This is a genomic window from Bradyrhizobium sp. 195, assembly GCF_023101665.1.
Classification (GTDB): domain Bacteria; phylum Pseudomonadota; class Alphaproteobacteria; order Rhizobiales; family Xanthobacteraceae; genus Bradyrhizobium.
Genome location: NZ_CP082161.1, coordinates 8,178,227 through 8,199,535 on the forward strand (window position 1 = coordinate 8,178,227; position 21,309 = coordinate 8,199,535).

The 21,309-nt window shown below is 65.5% G+C and carries 17 protein-coding genes; 11 read left to right on the plus strand and 6 right to left on the minus strand.

The window, feature by feature from the left end:
* Nucleotides 1–108 precede the first annotated feature (108 nt).
* Nucleotides 109–1,638 (plus strand): malonate--CoA ligase, encoded by a 1,530-nt coding sequence (locus IVB26_RS38105; protein WP_247969967.1) that lies wholly within the window; start codon nt 109–111, stop codon nt 1,636–1,638.
* Nucleotides 1,639–1,827: 189 nt separating this feature from the next.
* Here IVB26_RS38105 and IVB26_RS38110 read toward each other — a convergent pair whose 3' ends face one another.
* A complete protein-coding gene (locus tag IVB26_RS38110; RefSeq protein ID WP_247969968.1) occupies nt 1,828–2,688 on the minus strand; it encodes a sulfite exporter TauE/SafE family protein in 861 nt (286 codons plus the stop codon).
* Nucleotides 2,689–3,195: 507 nt separating this feature from the next.
* Here IVB26_RS38110 and sdhC point away from each other — a divergent pair.
* The 10 genes from sdhC to IVB26_RS38160 all read left to right on the plus strand — a co-directional run bounded on the left by sdhC (nt 3,196) and on the right by IVB26_RS38160 (nt 15,151).
* On the plus strand, nt 3,196–3,594 hold the full coding sequence (gene sdhC / locus IVB26_RS38115; protein ID WP_247006393.1) for a succinate dehydrogenase, cytochrome b556 subunit: 399 nt from the start codon (nt 3,196–3,198) through the stop codon (nt 3,592–3,594).
* Entirely contained in the window at nt 3,591–3,995 is a 405-nt protein-coding gene (gene sdhD, locus IVB26_RS38120; RefSeq protein WP_247316609.1) for a succinate dehydrogenase, hydrophobic membrane anchor protein, read from the plus strand. Before sdhC ends, sdhD begins: the two co-directional genes overlap by 4 nt.
* A 3-nt stretch (nt 3,996–3,998) precedes the next feature.
* Nucleotides 3,999–5,834, plus strand: coding sequence for a succinate dehydrogenase flavoprotein subunit (gene sdhA / locus IVB26_RS38125; RefSeq protein WP_247969969.1), 1,836 nt, complete (start codon nt 3,999–4,001; stop codon nt 5,832–5,834).
* Between the two features lie 101 nt (nt 5,835–5,935).
* Nucleotides 5,936–6,718 (plus strand): succinate dehydrogenase iron-sulfur subunit, encoded by a 783-nt coding sequence (locus tag IVB26_RS38130; RefSeq protein ID WP_247969970.1) that lies wholly within the window; start codon nt 5,936–5,938, stop codon nt 6,716–6,718.
* A 204-nt stretch (nt 6,719–6,922) separates the two neighbouring features.
* Nucleotides 6,923–9,076: a hybrid sensor histidine kinase/response regulator gene (locus IVB26_RS38135; RefSeq protein ID WP_247969971.1), complete on the plus strand. Its 2,154-nt coding sequence runs from the start codon at nt 6,923–6,925 to the stop codon at nt 9,074–9,076.
* A gap of 53 nt (nt 9,077–9,129) precedes the next feature.
* Entirely contained in the window at nt 9,130–11,085 is a 1,956-nt protein-coding gene (locus tag IVB26_RS38140; RefSeq protein WP_247969972.1) for an ABC transporter ATP-binding protein/permease, read from the plus strand.
* Nucleotides 11,086–11,250: 165 nt separating this feature from the next.
* A complete protein-coding gene (locus tag IVB26_RS38145) occupies nt 11,251–12,075 on the plus strand; it encodes an FkbM family methyltransferase (RefSeq protein WP_247969973.1) in 825 nt (274 codons plus the stop codon).
* A gap of 25 nt (nt 12,076–12,100) precedes the next feature.
* Nucleotides 12,101–12,487: a VOC family protein gene (locus IVB26_RS38150; protein ID WP_247969974.1), complete on the plus strand. Its 387-nt coding sequence runs from the start codon at nt 12,101–12,103 to the stop codon at nt 12,485–12,487.
* 81 nt (nt 12,488–12,568) lie between these two features.
* Entirely contained in the window at nt 12,569–12,811 is a 243-nt protein-coding gene (locus tag IVB26_RS38155) for a hypothetical protein (RefSeq protein WP_247969975.1), read from the plus strand.
* A gap of 186 nt (nt 12,812–12,997) precedes the next feature.
* The gene (locus IVB26_RS38160; RefSeq protein WP_247969976.1) at nt 12,998–15,151 is read left to right on the plus strand and encodes an OmpA family protein; all 2,154 of its coding nucleotides are present in this window, start codon (nt 12,998–13,000) and stop codon (nt 15,149–15,151) included.
* A 63-nt stretch (nt 15,152–15,214) separates the two neighbouring features.
* Here IVB26_RS38160 and IVB26_RS38165 read toward each other — a convergent pair whose 3' ends face one another.
* The 5 genes from IVB26_RS38165 to rlmN all read right to left on the minus strand — a co-directional run bounded on the left by IVB26_RS38165 (nt 15,215) and on the right by rlmN (nt 21,282).
* Complete coding sequence (locus IVB26_RS38165; protein ID WP_247969977.1) at nt 15,215–16,972, minus strand: alkaline phosphatase; 1,758 nt, start codon at nt 16,970–16,972, stop codon at nt 15,215–15,217.
* A 159-nt stretch (nt 16,973–17,131) separates the two neighbouring features.
* Entirely contained in the window at nt 17,132–18,469 is a 1,338-nt protein-coding gene (argG, locus tag IVB26_RS38170) for an argininosuccinate synthase (protein WP_246931686.1), read from the minus strand.
* Between the two features lie 93 nt (nt 18,470–18,562).
* Entirely contained in the window at nt 18,563–19,339 is a 777-nt protein-coding gene (locus IVB26_RS38175; protein WP_247969978.1) for a phosphatase PAP2 family protein, read from the minus strand.
* Nucleotides 19,340–19,420: 81 nt separating this feature from the next.
* A complete protein-coding gene (locus tag IVB26_RS38180) occupies nt 19,421–19,915 on the minus strand; it encodes a hypothetical protein (protein ID WP_247969979.1) in 495 nt (164 codons plus the stop codon).
* A gap of 164 nt (nt 19,916–20,079) precedes the next feature.
* Nucleotides 20,080–21,282 carry a 23S rRNA (adenine(2503)-C(2))-methyltransferase RlmN gene (gene rlmN, locus IVB26_RS38185; RefSeq protein ID WP_247969980.1) on the minus strand — a complete coding sequence of 401 codons (1,203 nt, stop codon included), beginning with the start codon at nt 21,280–21,282 and terminating at the stop codon, nt 20,080–20,082.
* Nucleotides 21,283–21,309 lie beyond the last annotated feature (27 nt).

The following is a 21,309-nucleotide window of genomic DNA, read 5'->3' on the forward strand; positions in this document are numbered from 1 at the left end:
GTCTCCGTTGCTTCATCGGGGCGGTTTTTGCTAATCCAGCCCTCGGTTTTGACCGGCCTTGTCCAACAAGCCTTGTTGTACAAGTCCCTGCGGTCGAGGAAATCTTGCATGAACCCAGCTGCCAACGCCAACCTGTTTTCCCGCCTGTTCGACGGCCTGGACGATCCCAAGCGCCTCGCGATCGAGACGCATGACGGCGCCCATATCAGCTATGGCGATTTGATCGCGCGAGCGGGGCAAATGGCGAATGTGCTGGTCGCGCGCGGCGTGAAGCCGGGCGACCGCGTCGCGGTGCAGGTCGAAAAGTCCGTCGCCAACATCGTGCTGTATCTCGGCACGGTGCGGGCCGGCGCAGTCTATTTGCCACTCAACACAGCCTACACGCTGAACGAGCTCGATTACTTCATCGGCGATGCCGAGCCGTCGCTTGTGGTCTGCGATCCCTCGAAGGCGGAAGGGCTCGCCCCGATCGCTGCCAAGGTGAAGGCCAAGGTCGAGACGCTTGGGCCTGACGGCAAAGGCTCGCTGACGGACGCCGCCGACAAGGCGAGCAGCCAGTTCGCGACCGTGGCGCGGGCAAATGACGATCTCGCCGCGATCCTCTACACGTCCGGCACCACAGGCCGCTCCAAGGGCGCGATGCTCAGCCACGACAATCTCGCGTCGAACTCGCTCTCGCTCGTCGGCTATTGGCGCTTCACCGACAAGGACGTGCTGATCCACGCGCTGCCGATCTATCACACCCACGGCCTGTTCGTTGCGACCAACGTGACGTTGTTCGCGCGGGCGTCGATGATCTTCCTGCCGAAGCTCGATCCGGATCTGATCATCAGGCTGATGGCGCGCGCCACCGTGCTGATGGGCGTGCCGACCTTCTACACGCGACTTCTGCAAAATCCCGCGCTGTCGCGCGACACCACGAAGCACATGCGGCTGTTCATTTCGGGCTCGGCACCGCTGCTGGCGGAGACCCACCGCGAATGGTCGGCGCGCACCGGCCATGCCGTGCTCGAGCGCTACGGCATGACCGAGACCAACATGAACACCTCGAACCCCTACGACGGCGAGCGCGTGCCCGGCGCCGTCGGCTTTCCCCTGCCCGGCGTCGCTGTGCGCGTGACCGAGCCCGAGACCGGGAAAGAGCTGCCTCGCGAAGACATCGGCGTGATCGAGGTGAAGGGCCCGAACGTCTTCAAGGGCTATTGGCGCATGCCGGAGAAGACCAAGGCCGAATTCCGCGACGACGGCTTCTTCATCACCGGCGATCTCGGCAAGATCGACGCCAAGGGCTACGTCCACATTCTCGGCCGCGGCAAGGATCTCGTCATTTCCGGCGGCTTCAACGTCTATCCCAAGGAGATCGAGAGCGAGATCGACGCCATGCCTGGCGTGATCGAATCCGCCGTGATCGGCGTGCCCCATGCCGATTTCGGCGAGGGCGTCACCGCCGTCCTGGTGCGCCAGCCCGGCGCAAGCATTGACGAAGCGGCCGTGCTGAGAGGCCTCGACGGACGCCTCGCCAAATTCAAGATGCCCAAGCGCGTCTTCGTCGTCGACGAGCTGCCGCGCAACACCATGGGCAAGGTGCAGAAGAACGTGCTGCGGGATATGTACAAGGATATCTACGCGAAGAAATGAGGGGGACTCGTCGTGCGAATTCTTGCGACGAGGAGCATCCAAACAGCGCGCTGTCATGCCCCGGCTTGACCGGGGCATCCAGTACGCCGCAGCCTCTCGGCTTAATCACTGCTGTCTCTGGAATACTGGATTGCCCGCCTTCGCGGGCAATGACACCGCGTATGTGGTGTGCGTGTTTGCCTCAAACCCTCACAACCCACCAACCAAGCTCATCACGAACCGGCTGCCGACGATAAACAGATAACATCCGAACGCCACTTCCAGCGTCCTCTTCGACATCGCATGCGCGGCTCTCACGCCGAGCGGCGCCGTCACAAGACTCATGGGCATCACCAGCACGGCGCCGATCAGCGAGACGTAGCCGAGTGCGAACGGGATTTGCAGCGCTGCGACCGCTGGATAGGTCGCCGCCGCCGGCCAGCCGGCATAGATGTAGCCGAGCGCGCCGGGGATCGAGATCAGCACCGCCAGCGCCGACGAGGTCGCGACCGCCTGGTGGATCGGGCGGCCGTAGAAGGTCATCAGGAGATTGGAGAACAGGCCGCCGCCGATGCCCATCAAGGTCGAGAGGATGCCGACGCAGAAGCCGTAGGCGCGCATCAACAATCCCTTGGGCATGTCACCACCGAGCTTCCAGGCCTCGCGCGCGAAGATCAGCCGCGCCGCAGCGGCGTAGGCGACACAGACGAAGACGATCTTGAACAGCCGCTCCGGCGCGTAGCGTGCCACCACGCTGCCGGCGATGACGCCGAGGACGATCGGCAGCCACCAGAGGCGGAGGATCGTCATGTCGACGGCGCCGCGCCGGTAATGCGCCTGGAACGAGCGAAGCGAGGTCGGGATGATGATGGCAAGCGAGGTGCCGATGCAGAGCGGCATCCGCACCTCCAGGGGCACGCCAACGATGCGGAAACATTCGTAGAGCACGGGCACCAGAATCGCGCCGCCGCCGATGCCGAACACGCCGGCCAGAAATCCCGAAAGCGCGCCCGTTGCGATCAGCAACAGCGCGAGCTCGATGATCTCCTTGATATCAAGACCTGCAATCACCCGGCCTGCCCCGGCAGCACCTCCGAAAGGTCCGCTCGGATTCGGCTGCTGGTCCAGCTGTAGGAGATCTGACTTGGCGGGTCGACACGCCGCGTCGGCCGTCTTGGGTGGGATGCAGGCTGCGCATATCCGCCGTCGCACGGAAAATCGGTGCGCATGGCGGAATTGGCGACGGCAGTGGAGTTGGTGGAGGCCGCTTCCGTCGTCATGAACTCGCAGGCTCGAACGACGTGCCAGCCCGTTCGCTTAGAGGCGTTCCAATAGTAATTTCAATGTGCCTCAGCGGCCCACAAGAAATGAATTATCAATCAGTAATTGCTTGGCGGACTCGGGCTCTGGTATACCAAGCCCCCGATTGGCCTTGTTACATCAAGGCTCTAGAGCTGAACCGCCGTTCGATTTATGGCGAATTGGTGATTGCGCCGGCGAAATCGACTCCGTAAATAGAGCCGACCTTTCCGATCCCCGCGCGCCCCCCTGCTGGGCCGCCATACAACATCAAAGCCCATGACCGCACGGATCGAACGACCGCTCTCGCCACACATGCAAGTGTACCGTTGGACGCTGACGATGGCCCTGTCCATCGTCCATCGCGCCACCGGCATTGCCCTCTATGTCGGAACCCTGCTGCTGGTCTGGTGGCTGGTTGCCGCGGCCTCCGGCCCGGCCGCCTATGCCCACGTCCAGGCCTTCGCCGGCAGCATCATCGGCCGGCTGATCGTGTTCGGCTACACCTGGGCGCTGATGCACCATATGCTCAGTGGCATCCGGCATTTCATCTGGGATCTCGGCTACGGCTTCAAGGCCAATGAGCGGGAAGCACTGACCTGGGGCGCGCTGATCGGCGGCATCGCGTTGACGGTGCTGGTCTGGATCATCGCCTATGCGATCGGAGGCGGACGATGAGCGGGACCGATACGCCAAAGCGCAGCATGCGCACCCCGCTCGGCCGCGTCCGCAATCTTGGCGCCGCGCATTCCGGCACGTCCGATTTCTGGCGCCAGCGCATCACCGGCGTCGCCATGACGCTGCTGATGATCCCGGGGCTGGTGATCATCATGATGCTGCTCGGTCGCAATCAGGTCTACGCTGCGCAGACTCTGAGCTCCATTCCCGTCGCGGTGATCCTGCTCCTCTTCATTTTCGCCAGCGCCTGGCACATGAAGATCGGCATGCAGGTGGTGATCGAGGACTACGTCCATAACGAGAAGCTGAAGCTCACCGCGGTTATGCTCAACAACTTCTTCTCGATCGCCGTGGCGCTCGCCTCGACCTACGCGATCCTCAAACTTTCATCCGGAGTGTAACCCATGGCCAACGAGACGAATGGCAAGGGCAACGGCGCTCCCGCCACCAACGGCAAGGCCTACCCGATCGAAGACCACACCTATGACGTCGTCGTGGTCGGCGCCGGCGGCGCCGGCCTGCGCGCCGTGGTCGGCTGCGGCGAGGCGGGTCTTCGTACCGCCTGCATCACGAAAGTGTTTCCGACCCGCTCGCACACGGTCGCGGCGCAGGGCGGCATCTCCGCTTCGCTCGGCAACATGCACAAGGACGACTGGCGCTGGCACATGTACGACACCGTGAAGGGGTCGGACTGGCTCGGCGACCAGGACGCGATCGAATACATGGTGCGCAATGCGCCCGAGGCGGTCTACGAGCTCGAGCATTGGGGCGTGCCGTTCTCGCGCACCGAGGACGGCAAGATCTACCAGCGCCCGTTCGGCGGCATGACCATGGATTACGGCAAGGGCCAGGCGCAGCGCACCTGCGCCGCCGCCGACCGCACCGGTCACGCCATGCTGCACACGATGTACGGCCAGTCGCTGCGCCACGCGGCCGAGTTCTTCATCGAGTTCTTCGCCATCGACCTGATCATGGACGACCAGGGCACCTGCCGCGGCGTCATCGCGCTCAAGCTCGATGACGGCACGCTGCACCGCTTCCGTGCCCAGACCGTGATCCTGGCGACCGGCGGCTACGGCCGCGCCTACGCCTCCTGCACCTCCGCGCACACCTGCACCGGTGACGGCGGCGGCATGGTGCTGCGCGCCGGCCTGCCGATGCAGGACATGGAGTTCGTGCAGTTCCACCCGACCGGCATCTACGGCTCGGGCTGTCTCGTCACGGAAGGCGCGCGCGGCGAAGGCGGCTATCTCGTCAACTCCGAAGGCGAGCGTTTCATGGAGCGCTATGCGCCGTCGGCCAAGGACCTCGCCTCGCGCGACGTCGTCTCGCGCGCGATGACCATCGAGATCCGTGAAGGACGCGGCGTCGGCAAGAAGAAGGACCACATCTTCCTGCACCTCGACCATCTCGATCCCGCGGTGTTGGCCGAACGGCTTCCGGGCATCTCCGAATCGGCAAAGATCTTCGCCAATGTCGACGTGACGCGCGAGCCGATCCCGATCGTGCCGACCGTGCACTACAACATGGGCGGCATCCCCACGAACTATCACGGCGAAGTCCTGACCAAGAAGGACGGCGACGACAACGCGATCATCCCCGGCCTGATGGCGATCGGCGAAGCCGCCTGCGTCTCCGTGCACGGCGCCAACCGCCTCGGCTCCAACTCGCTGATCGACCTCGTCGTGTTCGGTCGCGCCGCGGCGCTCCGCCTCGCCGAAAAGCTCACCCCGAACGCCAAGCAGCCCGAGCTGCCGGCGAACTCGTCCGAGCTCGCGCTCGGCCGCCTCGACCATTACCGCTACGCCTCCGGCGGCACGCCGACCGCAAAACTGCGCGAAGGCATGCAGCACGTGATGCAGAACAATTGCGCGGTGTTCCGCACCGGCGACATCCTGAGCGAAGGCCAGAACCTGATCGAGAAGGTCCACAGCGGCATCACCGACATCGCCGTGTCCGACCGCTCGCTGGTGTGGAATTCGGACCTCGTCGAGACGCTGGAATTCGACAATCTGATCTCGCAGGCGGTGGTGACGATGAACTCGGCCGCCAACCGCACCGAGAGCCGCGGCGCCCATGCGCGCGAGGACTTCTCCGAGCGCGACGACAAGAACTGGATGAAGCACACGCTGGCCTGGCTGGACGATGCCGGCAAGGTCAAGATCGAGTACCGTCCGGTTCACGACTACACCATGACCAACGACGTGCAGTACATCCCGCCCAAAGCGCGCGTGTATTGATCATTGCTTGTCATTGCCGGGCTTGACCCGGCGATCCATCCTTTAAAGATGGATGCGCGGGTCAAGCCCACGCATGACGGAAGAAACCAGAGGCAGGACTTATGGTTGAATTCGCACTTCCGAAGAACTCCAAGATTTCCGGCGGCAAGACCTGGCCGAAGCCCGCGGGCGCGACCGAGGTTCGCGAGTTTCGCGTCTATCGCTGGAATCCGGACGACGGCAAGAATCCGAGTGTCGACACCTATTACGTCGACACCCATGATTGCGGTCCGATGGTGCTGGACGGCCTGATCTGGATCAAGAACAACATCGACCCGTCGCTGACCTTCCGCCGCTCCTGCCGCGAAGGCGTCTGCGGCTCCTGCGCGATGAACATCGACGGCCAGAACACACTGGCCTGCACCCGCTCGATGCACGACGTGAAGGACGGCGCGGTGAAGATCAACCCGCTGCCGCACCAGCCGGTCGTGAAGGACCTCGTCCCCGACCTCACCAATTTCTACGCGCAATATGCGTCGGTCGAGCCGTGGCTGAAGACGACCTCGCCGACGCCGCAGAAGGAATGGCGCCAGACCCACGAGGACCGCGAGAAGCTCGACGGCCTCTACGAGTGCATCCTGTGCGCCTGCTGCTCGACCTCCTGCCCGAGCTATTGGTGGAACAGCGACCGCTATCTCGGCCCCGCCGCCCTGCTCCAGGCCAACCGCTGGGTGTCCGACTCGCGGGATGAAGCGACCGGCGAGCGGCTCGACAATCTCGAGGACCCGTTCCGGCTCTATCGCTGCCACACCATCATGAACTGCGCCAAGGCCTGCCCGAAGGGACTGAACCCCGCGGAAGCCATCGCCGAGCTCAAGCTCAAGATGGTCGAACGGCAGATCTGAGACGGGTCATGCTTTGCGTCCCGGCCAGACCGGCCGGGACATTCTGAGATCGCAGTCAATTCGAGTAGAATTTTCCAATTCGAGGAGAATTCTCTCCGACCCGCTGTGCGGGCAAATTTTTAGATCGCAACCATCGGTTCCAGCATAAGCTGCTTCCTTCCCCGCGCCAGATTCAGTTAAGCTCCCCTCAGGGACGGAGCGACTGTGCAGAGGGCGCAACGCAACTCGCTGAGACTGTTGCAGTGGATGATGGCGGCATCCCTGGCGCTGCCGATTGCTCTGTTCGCCATCGCCGCAACGATCTCCTACACATCGACCCGCGATATCGCCGACCGGGAGATCGAGCGCACGCTCGACGTTGTGCATGAGCACGCGCTCAAGGTGTTCGAGACCATCGATCGCAGCCTTGCCGAGCTCAACGAGGTGGTCCGCGGCCTGCCCGACGACACCATCCGCGCCCGCGAGCCAGCGCTGCATCGCCGCTTGAAGCGGCTGACCGATTCGCTGCCACAGCTCAAATCGGCCTGGATCTTCGACGCGGACGGAAAAGCGCTGGTCAACAGCCTCGCCTCGCCGCCGCCGGAGTTGAGCTTTGCGGACCGCAATTACTTCTATGCCCACATCGACCAGAGCATCGGCACGTTCATCGGCACGGCCCTGACACCCCGTCCGCCCTATCAGGGCGCGCGCTTCTTCGGGGTGAGCCGCCGCCGCGACTCCGACGACGGCAGCTTCATCGGGGTGATCCAGGCCTCGGTCCTCCCCGAATATTTCGACAGTTTCTATGCGCGCATCGGCTCGGATGCCGGCAGCTTCTTCGCGATGGGACGCACCGACGGCGTGCTGCTTGCGCATTTCCCGCGGCTCGACCGCGACCTTCGGCTCGATCCGACCGGATCGGTCGGCCGGGAAATCGCGGCGCGCCCCGAGCACGGCCTCATCACCGTCGCCTGGCCGTCGGACGGGATCGAGCGTCGCATCGGCTACCGACGCGTCTCGGAATACCCGATCTATGTCAGCGCCGGGCTCGAAACCTCGGCGATCCGCGCACGCTGGTTCGCCACCATCGGCCAGCATCTTGTATTTGGCATTCCCGCCACCGCACTTCTGTTTCTGTTGCTGGCGCTGGCATTGCGGCGCACCCAGCACCTTCAGGCCGAAGCCGCAAAGCGGCGTGAGGCCGAGGAGGCCCTCAAGCACAGCCAGCGCCTGGAGGCGCTCGGGCAGCTCACCGGCGGGGTCGCGCATGATTTCAACAATTTGCTGACGGTGATCCGCGCCTCGGTCGACCTGTTGAACCGGCCGCAACTGACGGAGGAGCGGCGCCAGCGCTACATCACCGCCATTGCAGACGCCGTGGCCCGCGCGGCCAAGCTGACCTCGCAGCTGCTCGCCTTTGCGCGGCGTCAGACCCTGAAGCCGGAGGTGTTCGACGTCGGCGAACGGATGCAGGCGCTGCACGACATGCTCGCGCCCCTGCTGGGGCCGGCCATCGAGATCGCCATGCGCCTGCCCGCGGAGCCCTGCCTGGTCCGTGCCGATGCCGGCCAGTTCGAGACGGCGCTGATCAACATGGCGACCAACGCGCGCGATGCGATGCAAGGCAAGGGCCGGATCACCCTCAAGGTCGAGGCCGCGACGACCGTTCCGGACACGCTGGCTGGCGCCCCGGACGGCCGGATCCCGGGACACCATGGCTTCATCAGCGTGACCGTCAGCGACACCGGCATCGGCATTCCCGCCGCCCGATTGGGGCGCATCTTCGAGCCGTTCTTCACCACCAAGCAGGTCGGCCACGGCACCGGCCTCGGCCTGTCCCAGGTGTTCGGCTTCGCCCGGCAGTCCGGCGGCGAGGTGACGGTCACGAGCGAAGTGGGACAGGGCAGCACCTTCTCGCTCTACCTGCCGCGCGTGGCGGCGGACCTGCTGCCGCAGCGGCAGGCGCCCAACACGGCGCCGGCGGTGGCCGGCAGCGGCATGTCGGTGCTGGTGGTCGAGGACAATATCGAGCTTGCCAATTTCGCCGCCGATGGTCTCACCGAGCTCGGCTACAGCATCACGCTGGTCGACAACGCCACCGACGCGCTCGCCGAGCTGGTCATCGACGCCGATCGCTTCGACGTCGTGTTCTCGGACGTCGTCATGCCCGGGATGACCGGGCTGGATCTGGCGCAGGCCATCCGCGACCGCGGCATCGACGTGCCGGTCGTGCTGACCACGGGCTACAGCCAGGCGCTGTCACAAGACGGCGTGGCCGGCTTCGATCTCGTGCAAAAGCCCTATTCGATCGAGGAATTGTCGCGCGTTCTGCATCGGGCGGCCCGGATCCGGCGCGTCCGGGACGGCGCCGCGGAGTGATTCGGCGCTCGGAACCGAAGGGAACCGTTTGATTTCCCTTGCGTTGTCCGCTCATGCACAAGCGGGCCGCAAAGCGCGATCAGGGCAAGAAGCCGCCCATTGTCGAGATCAAAGGCGAGAACGGCGATGACGTGGCAGCACCGCCTCCGGAGCTGCTCGAGCCCGATCCCGAACTGTCACCCGAGGAGGCCGAGCAGGTCCGCAAGGATTACTTGCTGACACGCTTCTGGATCAGCGCGCGCGGCTTCTGGGGTCGCAAGGGCGACCGCCTCGCCTGGCCGCTCTCGATCGGCCTCGGCGTGCTGATCGTCCTGACCGTCGGTTTCCAATACGGCATCAATGTCTGGAATCGCGCGATCTTCGACGCCATCGAGAAGCGCGATGCGGCGAGCGTCTTTCATCTCACCGCGATGTTCTTCCCGCTCGCGATCGGCAGCATCGTGCTCGGCGTGGCGCAAGTGTTCGCGCGGATGGGCATTCAGCGGCGCTGGCGCGCCTGGCTGACGGCGAGCGTGCTGACGCGGTGGCTCGCCAACGGACGCTACTACCAGCTCAACCTCGTCGGCGGCGATCACCAGAATCCTGAATACCGCATCGCCGAGGATTTGCGCGTCGCGACCGACTCTCCTGTCGATTTCGTCGCAGGCGTGACGGCCGCGCTGCTGTCGGCTGCGACCTTCATCGTCGTGCTCTGGACCATCGGCGGCGCGCTCACCGTCACGCTCGGCGGCTCCAGCATCACCATTCCCGGCTTCCTCGTCATCGCCGCGATGCTCTATGCGGGAATCGCCTCCGGCTCCATTCTGGTGATCGGCCGGCGCTTCGTGCAGGTGTCCGAGGACAAGAACCAGGCCGAGGCCGATTTCCGCTACACGCTGACGCGCGTGCGCGAGAACGGCGAGAGCATCGCGCTGCTCGGCGGCGAGGAGGAAGAGCGCGGCGGCATCGACCGCAACTTCACCAGCGTGCTGCGGCAATGGGCGCGGCTCGCTGGCCAGCACATGCGCACCACGCTGGTGTCGCAAGGGTCGAGCCTCGTTGCGCCCGTGGTCCCTCTCCTGCTCTGTGCGCCAAAATTCCTCGACGGCAGCATGACCCTCGGGCAGGTGATGCAGGCGGCCTCCGCCTTCACCATCGTGCAGAGCGCGTTCGGCTGGCTGGTCGACAATTATCCGCGGCTCGCCGACTGGAACGCCTGCGCGCGCCGCATCGCCTCGCTGATGATGTCGCTCGATGGCCTCGAACGCGCCGAGCAGGGCGACGGTCTCGGCCGCATCAAGTGCGGTGAGACCAGCAATGACGCCATGCTGGAGATGAAGGATCTTTCGGTTACGCTGGATGACGGCACCGCCGTGGTCGGCGAGACCGAAGTGGTGATCGAGCCTGGCGAGCGACTCCTCGTCGCCGGTGAATCAGGCACCGGCAAGAGCACGCTGGTGCGCGCCATCGCAGGCCTGTGGCCCTGGGGCGGCGGCAGCGTGAATTTCCATCCCGACCGGCGGCTGTTCATGCTGCCGCAGCGGCCCTACGTACCCTCGGGTTCGCTGCGCCGCGCGGTCGCCTATCCCGGCGCCGCCGACCACTGGACCGCGGACGAGCTCGGCGAAGCCCTGCACAAGGTCGGGCTTGATCATCTCAAGGAGAAGATCGAGGAGGAGGGTCCATGGGACCAGACGCTGTCAGGCGGCGAGAAGCAGCGCCTCGCCTTCGCGCGGCTGCTGCTGCACAACCCGGATATCGTCGTGCTCGACGAAGCGACCTCGGCGCTCGACGAGAAGAGCCAGGACAAGATGATGAAGATGGTCACCGACGAGCTGCCCAAGGCGACCATCGTCAGCGTCGCGCATCGCGCCGAGCTGGAAGCCTTCCACAGCCGCAAGATCGTGCTGGAGCGCCGCAAGGGCGGTGCCAGGCTGGTCAGCGACATCGACCTGATTCCGCGCAAGGGCAGACGCAAGCTGCTCGGGCGATTCCTGAGGCAGCGGAAGGCAGCGAAGAAGGCGGCGTGAGCCGCGTAGCCCGGATGGAGCGCAGCGCAATCCGGGAAGATCCATCCAAGACGCGAGAGCCCCGGATTTCGCTACGCTCCATCCGGGCTACATTCTTTTCTCGCAACGTTGGAGTCCTCACCAAAACCGGCTATGCATGCGCCGCTTGCAACGAGGATCGCCTTTTTGACGACCGACAACACCCCTTCGTCCGCGCCGTTCGGCGCGTTTGCGCCCACTGCGGCGCAGGCTGCGGTGATCCGCCTTGCGACACGCTCGGGACTGAAGCGCGGCGCATTCCGTCCCTGGATGTCGCGGCTGGTGAACCTGCTGCGCAGCGGCCCGCTCGACGTGCAATATCAGGGCGCCTCGTTCCGCTTCTATCACCAGGGCAGTGCGACCGAGCGCGGCGCGCTGTTCAATCCCGATTACAATCTCGACGAGCTCGACTTCCTGCGCCAGTACACCCCGACGGGCGGCGTGTTCGTCGACGTCGGCGCCAATGTCGGAACATTTGCGCTGGTGATGGCGCAAAAGGTCGGCACCATGGGCAAGGTGGTCGCGATCGAGCCGCATCCGATGACCTTTGCCCGCCTTTCCTTCAATCAAGCCGCATCGAAAGCGACGCAGGTGCGTCTGGTACAGGCGGCAGCCGGCGACAGTGACGGCGAGCTGATGATCGAGAGCGGCGGCGGCAATCTCGGCGCCACCCACGTCGTCACCGGCGCAGCCAGCGCTGACGCGATCAAGGTGCCGTCGCTTCGCCTGACGCGCATTCTCGACGAGGCCGGCGTCACGCAGATCGATTCGCTCAAGATCGACGTCGAAGGTTTCGAGGACCGCGTGCTGATCGGTTTTTTCCGCGATGCGCCACCATCGCTGTGGCCGCGCGCGGTGGTGATCGAGCACCTGTCACAAAACGAATGGCAGCAGGATTGTATCGCTGACATGGTCGCACGCGGCTTTACGATCGCGCGCAAGACGCGGAGCAACACGTTCCTGTCACGCTGACGAGAATGAACAATGGAGGCCAGCGATGATCGATCATTTGGGTTTTTCCGTCTCCGACTATGAGCGCGCCAAAGCGTTCTACGCCAAGGCGCTGGCGCCGCTCGGCTACGGCCTGATCATGGAAGTCACGGCGGAGCAGACCGGTCACGCAGCGGCGGCCGGGTTCGGCGCCGACGGCAAGCCGGATTTCTGGTTCGGCGGCGAAGGCGCGCTGAACAAGCCGGTGCACATCGCGATCGCGGCCAAGGACCGCGCCACCGTCGATGCCTTCTACAAGGCCGCGATCGCGGCCGGCGGACGCGACAACGGTCCGCCCGGCATCCGGCCGCACTACCATCCGAACTACTACGGCGCCTTCGTGCTCGATCCCGACGGCCACAACATCGAGGCCGTCTGCCACACTCCGGAATAAGGCAGGCCGGCGCGATGCGGTGCGGAACATCAGCGCGGCATCATCGTTGTTGTCCTCTGGACAACTATCCCGATGATGCCGATGCCGATCGAACCACCCGAGATTCCGCCGTCGACTCCCGGCACGCCAACGGAGCCTCCGCCCGGAATCCCGCCCGGTGGTCCGCAGCCTGAAATCACGCCGCCGGTGCGCGAGCCCGGCTCGCCACCACGGCCCGACGAATTGCCGGGCCACATGCCTGAAGAGATTCCATCACGCGGGCCGAACGGACCGCTCACGCCCAATCCCGCGACGGACGCAAGTTCGCCGCGGGATCGCGCGTGAGCTATGCGATCGCATGTGTGGCGATTGCAACCCGCGTCTGAATGCGCAATGAACGTCACCATAGTGAGGTGATTTGCGTGCAGAAATAAATCGGGCCGCCACTGCTCGGCCCGCCACAATCCGGCCTAACGCATAGCGGTTCATCCCAACACTTCGTCAAAGAACCTTCCGGGGAAGTTCACCACCATGACCAACCTTCGTTTCGTGCTGCTTGCAACGACGGCTCTGACCGCGATGCAATTCGCAAGCTCCGCATCGCATGCGCAAAGTGCGCCGCCGCTCGTGGTTGCGCAGGCCCAGCCGCAAGACACGGGCCCTGACGGAAAACCGAAGCAGCCGCCGAAGGGGCCAGGGGCCGCGCCGCCTGCTGGGCCCGCGCGCCCGGCCGCACCGCCGCCCGCGGCTGCACCGCCCCATCCGCCCGCCGCGCCTCCGCCCGCGGCCGCACCGCCGCGCCCAGCGGCGCCGCCTCCGCCTCCGCCGCCACCTGCGGCCCGTCCGGCGCCGCCGCCGCCCCCACCGCCGCCTGCCGCTCCGAAGCAGCCTTCGCCGCCGCCGGCTGCGGCCCCGCAGCAGCATGCCCCGACACCGCCGCCCGCGGCACGCCCGGCTCCCACGCCGCCAGCGCCGCCGCCGGCCGCTGCTCCGCAGCAGCACGCACCAGCGACACCTCCACCTGCCGCTCGCCCTGCTCCGCCTCCGCCGCCTCCTGCAGCAGGTCCTTCGGGACGGCCCGCGCCTGCGCCCACGGCGACGCCTCCGGCTCCGACCGCAGCGCCCCCGGCTCGTCCGGGCGCGCCCGCCCCGGCGGCCACGCCTGCACCAACCGCCACGCCTGCACCCACGACAACACCTGCGCCGACCGCGACCCCAGCTCCGGGCAGCACGCCTGGTGCGCCGCCAGCCGGCCGTCCCGGTACACCTCCGCCCGGCGCACGTCCTGGCACGCCTCCGGCTGCAGGATCACCAACGCCGGCTCCCGGCGCAGCACCCGCTCCAACGGCCACACCGGCTCCGGGTGCGGGCACTCCGACTCCGCCGCCCGGACGTCCCGGCGCGGCCCCGCCGGCGACGCCGGCCCCCGGCGCCGTAGCGCCAACACCTGGTCCTCAGGGTGGTACACCGCCTGCGGGCGCTCCTGCTGCCGGAGCTCCGCCTGCGTCACCGCAGGCTGGCGGCCCGGCCCGGCCTCCGGCGCCTCCCGCCGGTGCGGCTGCACCAACCGTCGTCCCCGGCACGCCGGCCGCAGCGCCGCCGCCCGACAGGGCACAATACAGACCGCCGACGGTTGCCCCGGCCTTCCGGGCCGCGCCGACGGTCGCAGCGCCCTTGCCGCCGCCCCCTCGTCCGGCACAGCGTGACCTGACGCCGCTCGCAATCGGTGCAGGCGTTGTCGCCGGCGTCGTGGTCGGCGCGACCATCGCCGACCTCCACAACCAGCGACGCGAGGCCGTCGAAGGCGGCCGCACCGTCTACACCGAGCCGGACCGCATCATCGTCCGCGATCCGGGCGGGCAGGCCTATGTCCGCGGCAACGATCTCTATCGCTTCCGCTATGGCGCCCGCGACATCCGCACCGACACGGTCGGCGGCGAAACCCGCACTGTCGTGGTGCGTCCCGACGGCAGCGAGGTGATCACCCTGGTCGGCGCGGACGGTTCGCTGCGGCGGCGAATCCGCAGGGACCCCGGCGGGCGCGAGATCATCATCATCGACAACACCTACCGCGATCCGCGCGCGGTCGGCGGCTTCTATGTCGACGTGCCGCCGCCGGTCGTGAACATTCCCTATGATCGCTACATCGTCGACGCCCAGGAAGCGTCGCCGGACGTGATCTACCAGACCATGGTGGCACCGCCGGTACAGCGGATCGATCGGCGTTACTCGCTCGACGAGATCCGCTACAGCCCCAATGTTCGCATGCAGATGCCGAGCATCGACGTCAACACGATCAACTTCGAGACGGGATCGTGGACCATCCCGCCGGACCAGGCGGCCCGGCTGCAGGCGATCGCCGACGGTCTCAACCGTGCGATCCAGGCCAATCCGCGCGCGGTGTTCCTGATCGAAGGCCACACCGACGCGGTCGGCAACGAGGTCGACAATCTGTCCTTGTCGGACCGCCGTGCGCAGTCCGCGGCCGAATTGCTGACGCAGCAGTTTGGCGTGCCGGCGGAGAACCTGACGTCGCAAGGCTATGGCGAGCAGTATCTGAAGGAGCAGTCGCAAGGGCCGAGCCTGATCAACCGGCGCGTCACCGTCCGCAACATCACGCCGCTGCTCAACGGCGGCCAGGCCTCGCTGCCGCCGCCCCCGCCCGGCACTGCGCCGCCGCGGTAACGGCACACACCAACGCAAATGGCCGGGAGCGATCCCGGCCATTTTTATTTGGATGCATCGCCACTACTGCGGAGCGGCCAGTCCAAGCGCGTCGACCATGACGCGAAAGACCTCGGTGTTGTCCATCGAGCCGTGCACGCGCTCGCTGCCTGGACCGGTCGCGGTCAGGATAACGTCCTCGCCCGAATGCACGCTGGCACCGATCAGCGCCGACAGATTGCCGGGGCGCAGCACCGCGCCCGGGACGTCCTTGTATTTGTCGTTGGCCTTGAAGGTCCCGTCGTCGCCGGACTTGACGGTCGGCTCATTGGGATTGTCGAGCTTCGGGCGGAAGGTCTCGTAATGGTCGGGCAGGCTGGCCGAGAAGATGGCGAGCCGCCGGCTCACGTCGACGCGCGCCGGATAGCCTTCCGCATCCGGTGCCGGATAATTGGGAAATCCGGCTTGCTCGTAGACGCCGACGCGCTCGCGCAGCGCCACGTTGGGTGTCGTGGCCATGTCGTCGTTCACCGTGCCGACGAGGCTGTTGGGATGATTGTGGTCCGCCAAGACCAGGATGAGGGTGTCGTCGCCGCGCGCCTGCGCCCATTCACGCGTCTGGCGCACCGCGTTGTCGAGCATGATCGTGTCGTAGACGGCCCGCTCCATGTCGAGCAGATGCGCGTATTTGTCGATCATTCCGGACTCGACCATCAGGAAGAAGCCGGCCTCATTTCGCGACAACAGCTTGAGCGCGGCCTGCACCTGCTCGGTCAGGTCGGGCTGCTCCGGAAATTTTTTGACGCCGCCAGCCTTCAGGAATTTGCGGTCCAGCGCGCCGTCCATGTTTCCCGTGGCGAACAGGCCGAGCAGCTTGCCCGTCTCCGGCTTTGCAGAGAGAGCACCGAGCTCGCCCGCGGTGGTCGCCACCTGATAGCCTGCATCGCGAAACTTCGCGATGTAATCGGTCTCGTCCTTGCGCTTCGAGCCGGTGCTGGACTTCGGCATGAAGTTCGCGCTGCCGCCGCCCATCAGCACATCCGGCTTCGCCGCGAAGAACTGCTCGACGATCTCGTCATAAGCCGCGCGCCGGCGCGTGTGCGCGACCATTGCCGCCGGCGTCGCGTCTTCGATCTCGGTGTTGGTGACGACACCGATCGCCATGCCGAGCCGCCTCCTGGCGAGGCTCGTGATGGTTTCGATCCGGGGATCGTCGAATGGGCTTGCGGTACGATCCGCATAGACACCCAAGGCGTTGACGGCGCCCTTATGCCCGGTCGCATAGGCGCTGGCCGAGTTCGCGGAGTCGGTGATGATGGAGTCCGAGCCCGCGGTCGCCACCAGCGCCATATGAGGCATATCGTCGATGGCGAGCTTACCTCGGCTCTTGCCCTCCGAAATGCCCTTGGACAGGATGCGGGCTGCCACCCGATGTGCCGGCGACATGCCGTCGCCGATGAACAGGATGACGTTCTTCGCCTTGCGCGGACCCGTGTCGAAGACCGTCCATGTGACGCTGCGCTCGCGTGTACCGTCGCTGACTTCAACCGTGACGGTGCCCGGCTGAGTGAGCGTAACGTCGCGCAAGACCAGTGCCGACTGATCCTTGCCGTCCTCGCGGTCGGTGAAGGTCCCGGAACGGCCGAACGCGGTCGCATAATCCGCGCCGTTCACCGCGATCTTCAACTTGGCCGGATCAACCAGCCCGGGGAGTTCGACCTTGAAGTCGAATCGGGCTCCGGCCAGTATCTCGGCGCGATCGATCGGATAGATCGTTTGTGCCGACAGTGGCGCTGTCCAACAGAGGACAATGAGAAAAGCGATTACCGATTTCTTGACCATGCGCGATTGTCCGCAATCCCGTTTCAATAGGAAGCGTAGCGATCTCGAATGACACCGTCATTAAGCTCGTAGCCCGGATGGAGCGAAGCGCAATCCGGGATCTGTCCGCGCAGTAAGAAGTCCCGGATTTCGCTGCTCTCCATCCGGGCTACGAAGGCCTCAGCCCTTGTCGCTCTCCAGTCGGAAGATCTGCGAGCCTTCACTGCCCGAGAGCAGGCCGGTGTCGCTGTAGAGCTTCAGCTTGGTGCGGGTATCGGCGATGTCGAGATTGCGCATGGTGAGCTGGCCGATGCGGTCGGCCGGAGAGAACGCGGCGTCCTCGACCTTCTCCATGCTGAGTCTTTCAGGCGCATAGGTGAGGTTCGGGCTCTCGGTGTTGAGGATCGAATAATCGTTGCCGCGGCGCAGCTCGAGCGTGACTTCGCCGGTGACGGCGCGCGCGACCCAGCGCTGCGCGGTCTCGCGCAGCATCAGGGCCTGCGAGTCGAACCAGCGGCCCTGATAGAGCAGGCGTCCCAAGCGCATGCCGCTGATGCGGTACTGCTCGATCGTGTCCTCGTTGTGGATGCCGGTGACGAGGCGCTCATAGGCGATGTGCAGCAGCGCCATGCCGGGCGCTTCATAGATGCCGCGGCTCTTGGCCTCGATGATGCGGTTCTCGATCTGGTCGCTCATGCCGAGGCCGTGGCGGCCGCCGATCGCATTGGCTTCCAGGAACAGCGCGACGGGATCGGGGAAGGTCTGGCCGTTGAGCGCAACCGGCTGGCCCTCCTCGAAACGCACCACGACCTTCTCGGCCTTGACGGCGCAGTCGTCGCGCCAGAACGGCACGCCCATGATCGGGTTGACGATCTTGATGCCGCTGTCGAGGCTTTCGAGATCCTTGGCCTCGTGCGTGGCGCCGAGCAGATTGCTGTCGGTCGAATAGGCCTTCTCGGCGCTCATCTTGTAGGCAAAGCCCTGCGCCGTCATGAACGCCGACATCTCGGCGCGGCCGCCGAGCTCGTCGATGAACTGCTGGTCGAGCCAGGGCTTGTAGATCTTCAGGCCCGGATTGGTGAGGAGGCCGTAGCGGTAGAAGCGCTCGATGTCGTTGCCCTTGAAGGTCGAGCCGTCGCCCCAGATGTTGACGCCGTCTTCCTTCATCGCCGCGACCAGCATGGTGCCGGTGACGGCGCGGCCGAGCGGGGTGGTGTTGAAATAGGTGATGCCGCCGGTCGAGATGTGGAAGGCGCCCGACTGAATCGCGGCGATGCCTTCGTGGACCAGCTGCGTGCGGCAATCGACCAGCCGGGCCTTCTCGGCGCCGAACTCCATCGCCTTGCGCGGGATCTCGTTGTAGTCGGCCTCATCGGGCTGGCCGAGATTGGCGGTGTAGGCGTAGCAGCGCGCGCCCTTCTGCTTCATCCAGAGCAGCGCTGCAGAGGTGTCGAGGCCGCCCGAAAAAGCGATGCCGACTTTCTCACCCTTGGGCAGGCTTTTCAGGATCGTGGTCATGGCGCTTCCAATCGGGTCTCAAGGGGCTGATGTCATGGACGGGTTGACCGGGCGAATATCAAATTTCGCAGGGATCGGCACGCATTTAATGGCTCAAACCGACGGCTCGGGACCGGTCTTGCGGCCGAACAGGCGCTGGCGGAGCCGGTAGGCGGGCATGTTCAGCCGGGTCAGGGCGGCATCGACGGCCTCGTCGGAAAACCGCGTCCGCGGCCAGCGGTAAATCAGCGCGTAGGCGAACCAGATCACGACGAAGGTGACGAGGCCGGCAATTGAGACATCGGTGAAAAAGTGCCCGCCGAAGGCCATGCGCAGCCCGCTGGTGACGGCGCCAAAGATGATTGCGCCGGCATAGGCGAGCGGCCGCCACGCCGGCGGGGCGAGCGCGGCCGGCGCCAGCGTCCAGAACGCGGTCGCGCCCTCGCCCGAGAAGAACGAGCAGTTGCGCGCGCAGCCGCCGCGCGGATCCCACCATGGCACGAATTGCTGTTCGCCGGCGAACTCGGTCACCACAACCGGCCGGGGCCGGCCCCAATAGGTCTTGAAGGTGAGGTTGGTGAGAATGCCGGCAGACAGAATGATCGTGACCAGCAGGAACACGATCGCGCGCCCCGACACCATCAACGGCCGGTCGGGCCTGATCATCTTGACCAAGAGCGCCACAAGCGACGGCAGCACGAAGGCCCAGGCCACCCACATCGCAGCATCACGCGCGAAGCCTGCCCAGTCGTTCAGCTTGAGCGGAAAGGTTTTCGTTTGGGGATCGAAGAACAGCGACGCGAGCTTGAGATCGAGCTCGGGATAGAGGCCGAAAACGACGCCGATTACGAGCCACAGCGCCAGGGCGATGAAGAGTCCGGTACGGTTCATGGCGCGCGGTTTAGCGGAGTGGGGCGGGGATGGAAACCCCGACGGCGGGGCACATCCTCCCCTGGAGGGGAGGGTAGAAGATCACCGCGCATCCGGCCTTGAATTCGACGGCAGCGGCGGGGGCGGCTCGCGCGGAGGTAGCGGATCGCGCCAGGCGCCGGCGTTGCGGCCGGCGATCAACCAGTAGACCACGCCGGCAACGATGCCTGCGCCGGTCATGATTTCCAGATGCCGGCGGACGACGCCTTCAAATTGGAACGTGTCGGCGTGAAACGGAACGAGACCGAGATAGCAGGCGAGCCCGACGAGGCCGCCGCCGACTGCGTAAGCGAGCGCGCTCCGGATATAGAGCGCCTCGGTGATCGCAACGATCACCGCCGCCGGAACCAGGGCAAAGCCGGAGACGAAGATAAAGCCGAAGCCGAGCAGGATATCGATGGTGCCTTGATCGACGGGGCCTGCGCCGAGATCGGCGAATTCCGGAAACAATAGCGCGACGACCACGATCATGCCGCCGACGAAGCAGGCGGCGAGAAAGCCGATGAAGATGACGATGAGGCGGCCAATCAAGGACATGACGCCGCCCTCGTCGTCATTGCGAGCCACCGGGTCCGCGCAAAGCGCGGCCCGATGACAGGCTCCGCGAAGCAATCCAGAGATGCGTCTGCGGAGACAGTCTGGATTGCTTCGTCGCTGCGCTCCTCGCAATGACGAGGTTGCAACAGCGTGCACATAACTGGCTAGTCCGTCATCGCCATGGCGCGCAACGTCTGGCGTTCGCGAGCGCTGAGCTTCTCAGTCTCCGATTTCAGCTGGCCGCAGGCGGCGAGGATGTCGCGGCCGCGCGGGGTGCGCACCGGCGAGGAATAGCCGGCGTTGAAGATGTATTCGGAGAATTTTTCGATCTGGTCCCAGTCCGAACATTCATAGGCCGTACCGGGCCAGGGATTGAACGGGATCAGATTGATCTTGGCGTGAACGCCCTTGAGCAGCTTCACCAGCAGTTTTGCATCGTCGAGCGAGTCGTTGACACCCTTGAGCATCACATATTCGAAGGTGATGCGCCGCGCATTGGAGGCGCCGGGATAATCGCGGCAGGCCTGCAGCAGCTCCTTGATCGGATATTTGCGGTTGAGCGGCACCAGCTCGTTGCGCAATTCGTCGCGCACCGCATGCAGCGAGATCGCGAGCATGACGCCGATCTCGTCGCCGGCGCGCACGATGTTCGGCACCACGCCCGAGGTCGACAGCGTAATGCGGCGACGGGAGATGCCGATGCCTTCATTGTCGCCGACGATCAGAAGCGCATCGCGCACCGCGTCGAAATTGTAGAGCGGCTCGCCCATGCCCATCATCACGATGTTGGTGACGCGGCGCGTGCCGTCCTCGCGATCGGCCCAGTCATTCAGGCGATCGCGTGCGACCATCACCTGCCCCACGATCTCGCCGGCGGTGAGATTGCGTACGAGGCGCTGCGTGCCGGTGTGGCAGAACGAGCAGTTCAGCGTGCAGCCGACTTGGGAGGAGACGCACAGCGTGCCGCGATCGGTCTCGGGGATGTAGACGCACTCGACCTCGTGAGCGCGCTCGACATTGTCGCCGCTCGGCAGCCGCAGCAGCCATTTGCGGGTGCCGTCGTTCGAGATCTGCTCGGCGACGACCTCGGGCCGGTCGACCGTGAAGTGCTGCGCGAGCTCGGCGCGAATGCCCTTCGAGATTGAGGTCATGTCGTCAAAACTCTGGGCGCCCCGGAAATAGAGCCAGTGCCACAGCTGCTGCACCCGCATCTTGCGCTGCGCCGGAGCGACGCCGATCTCGCCGAGGCGATCGGCAAGCTCGGTGCGCGACAGACCGATCAGCGACGGCTTTGCCGGCGGCACATAGGTTTCGAGTGGGGTCTTCTCCACCAGGATTGCGTTATGCGGCTCGGTCGTCGGTTGCATTGAATGGACCTGATCAGGTGGTCGTTC

What these genes read in the sequence shown, in the direction of transcription:
- IVB26_RS38105 (WP_247969967.1), top strand. Translation starts at nt 109, where the DNA reads ATGAACCCAGCTGCCAACGCCAACCTGTTTTCCCGCCTGTTCGACGGC.
- sdhC (WP_247006393.1), top strand. Translation starts at nt 3,196, where the DNA reads ATGACCGCACGGATCGAACGACCGCTCTCGCCACACATGCAAGTGTAC.
- sdhD (WP_247316609.1), top strand. Translation starts at nt 3,591, where the DNA reads ATGAGCGGGACCGATACGCCAAAGCGCAGCATGCGCACCCCGCTCGGC.
- sdhA (WP_247969969.1), top strand. Translation starts at nt 3,999, where the DNA reads ATGGCCAACGAGACGAATGGCAAGGGCAACGGCGCTCCCGCCACCAAC.
- IVB26_RS38130 (WP_247969970.1), top strand. Translation starts at nt 5,936, where the DNA reads ATGGTTGAATTCGCACTTCCGAAGAACTCCAAGATTTCCGGCGGCAAG.
- IVB26_RS38140 (WP_247969972.1), top strand. Translation starts at nt 9,130, where the DNA reads ATGCACAAGCGGGCCGCAAAGCGCGATCAGGGCAAGAAGCCGCCCATT.
- IVB26_RS38150 (WP_247969974.1), top strand. Translation starts at nt 12,101, where the DNA reads ATGATCGATCATTTGGGTTTTTCCGTCTCCGACTATGAGCGCGCCAAA.
- IVB26_RS38155 (WP_247969975.1), top strand. Translation starts at nt 12,569, where the DNA reads ATGCCGATCGAACCACCCGAGATTCCGCCGTCGACTCCCGGCACGCCA.
- IVB26_RS38160 (WP_247969976.1), top strand. Translation starts at nt 12,998, where the DNA reads ATGACCAACCTTCGTTTCGTGCTGCTTGCAACGACGGCTCTGACCGCG.
- IVB26_RS38165 (WP_247969977.1), bottom strand. Translation starts at nt 16,972, where the DNA reads ATGGTCAAGAAATCGGTAATCGCTTTTCTCATTGTCCTCTGTTGGACA.
- argG (WP_246931686.1), bottom strand. Translation starts at nt 18,469, where the DNA reads ATGACCACGATCCTGAAAAGCCTGCCCAAGGGTGAGAAAGTCGGCATC.
- IVB26_RS38175 (WP_247969978.1), bottom strand. Translation starts at nt 19,339, where the DNA reads ATGAACCGTACCGGACTCTTCATCGCCCTGGCGCTGTGGCTCGTAATC.
- IVB26_RS38180 (WP_247969979.1), bottom strand. Translation starts at nt 19,915, where the DNA reads ATGTCCTTGATTGGCCGCCTCATCGTCATCTTCATCGGCTTTCTCGCC.
- rlmN (WP_247969980.1), bottom strand. Translation starts at nt 21,282, where the DNA reads ATGCAACCGACGACCGAGCCGCATAACGCAATCCTGGTGGAGAAGACC.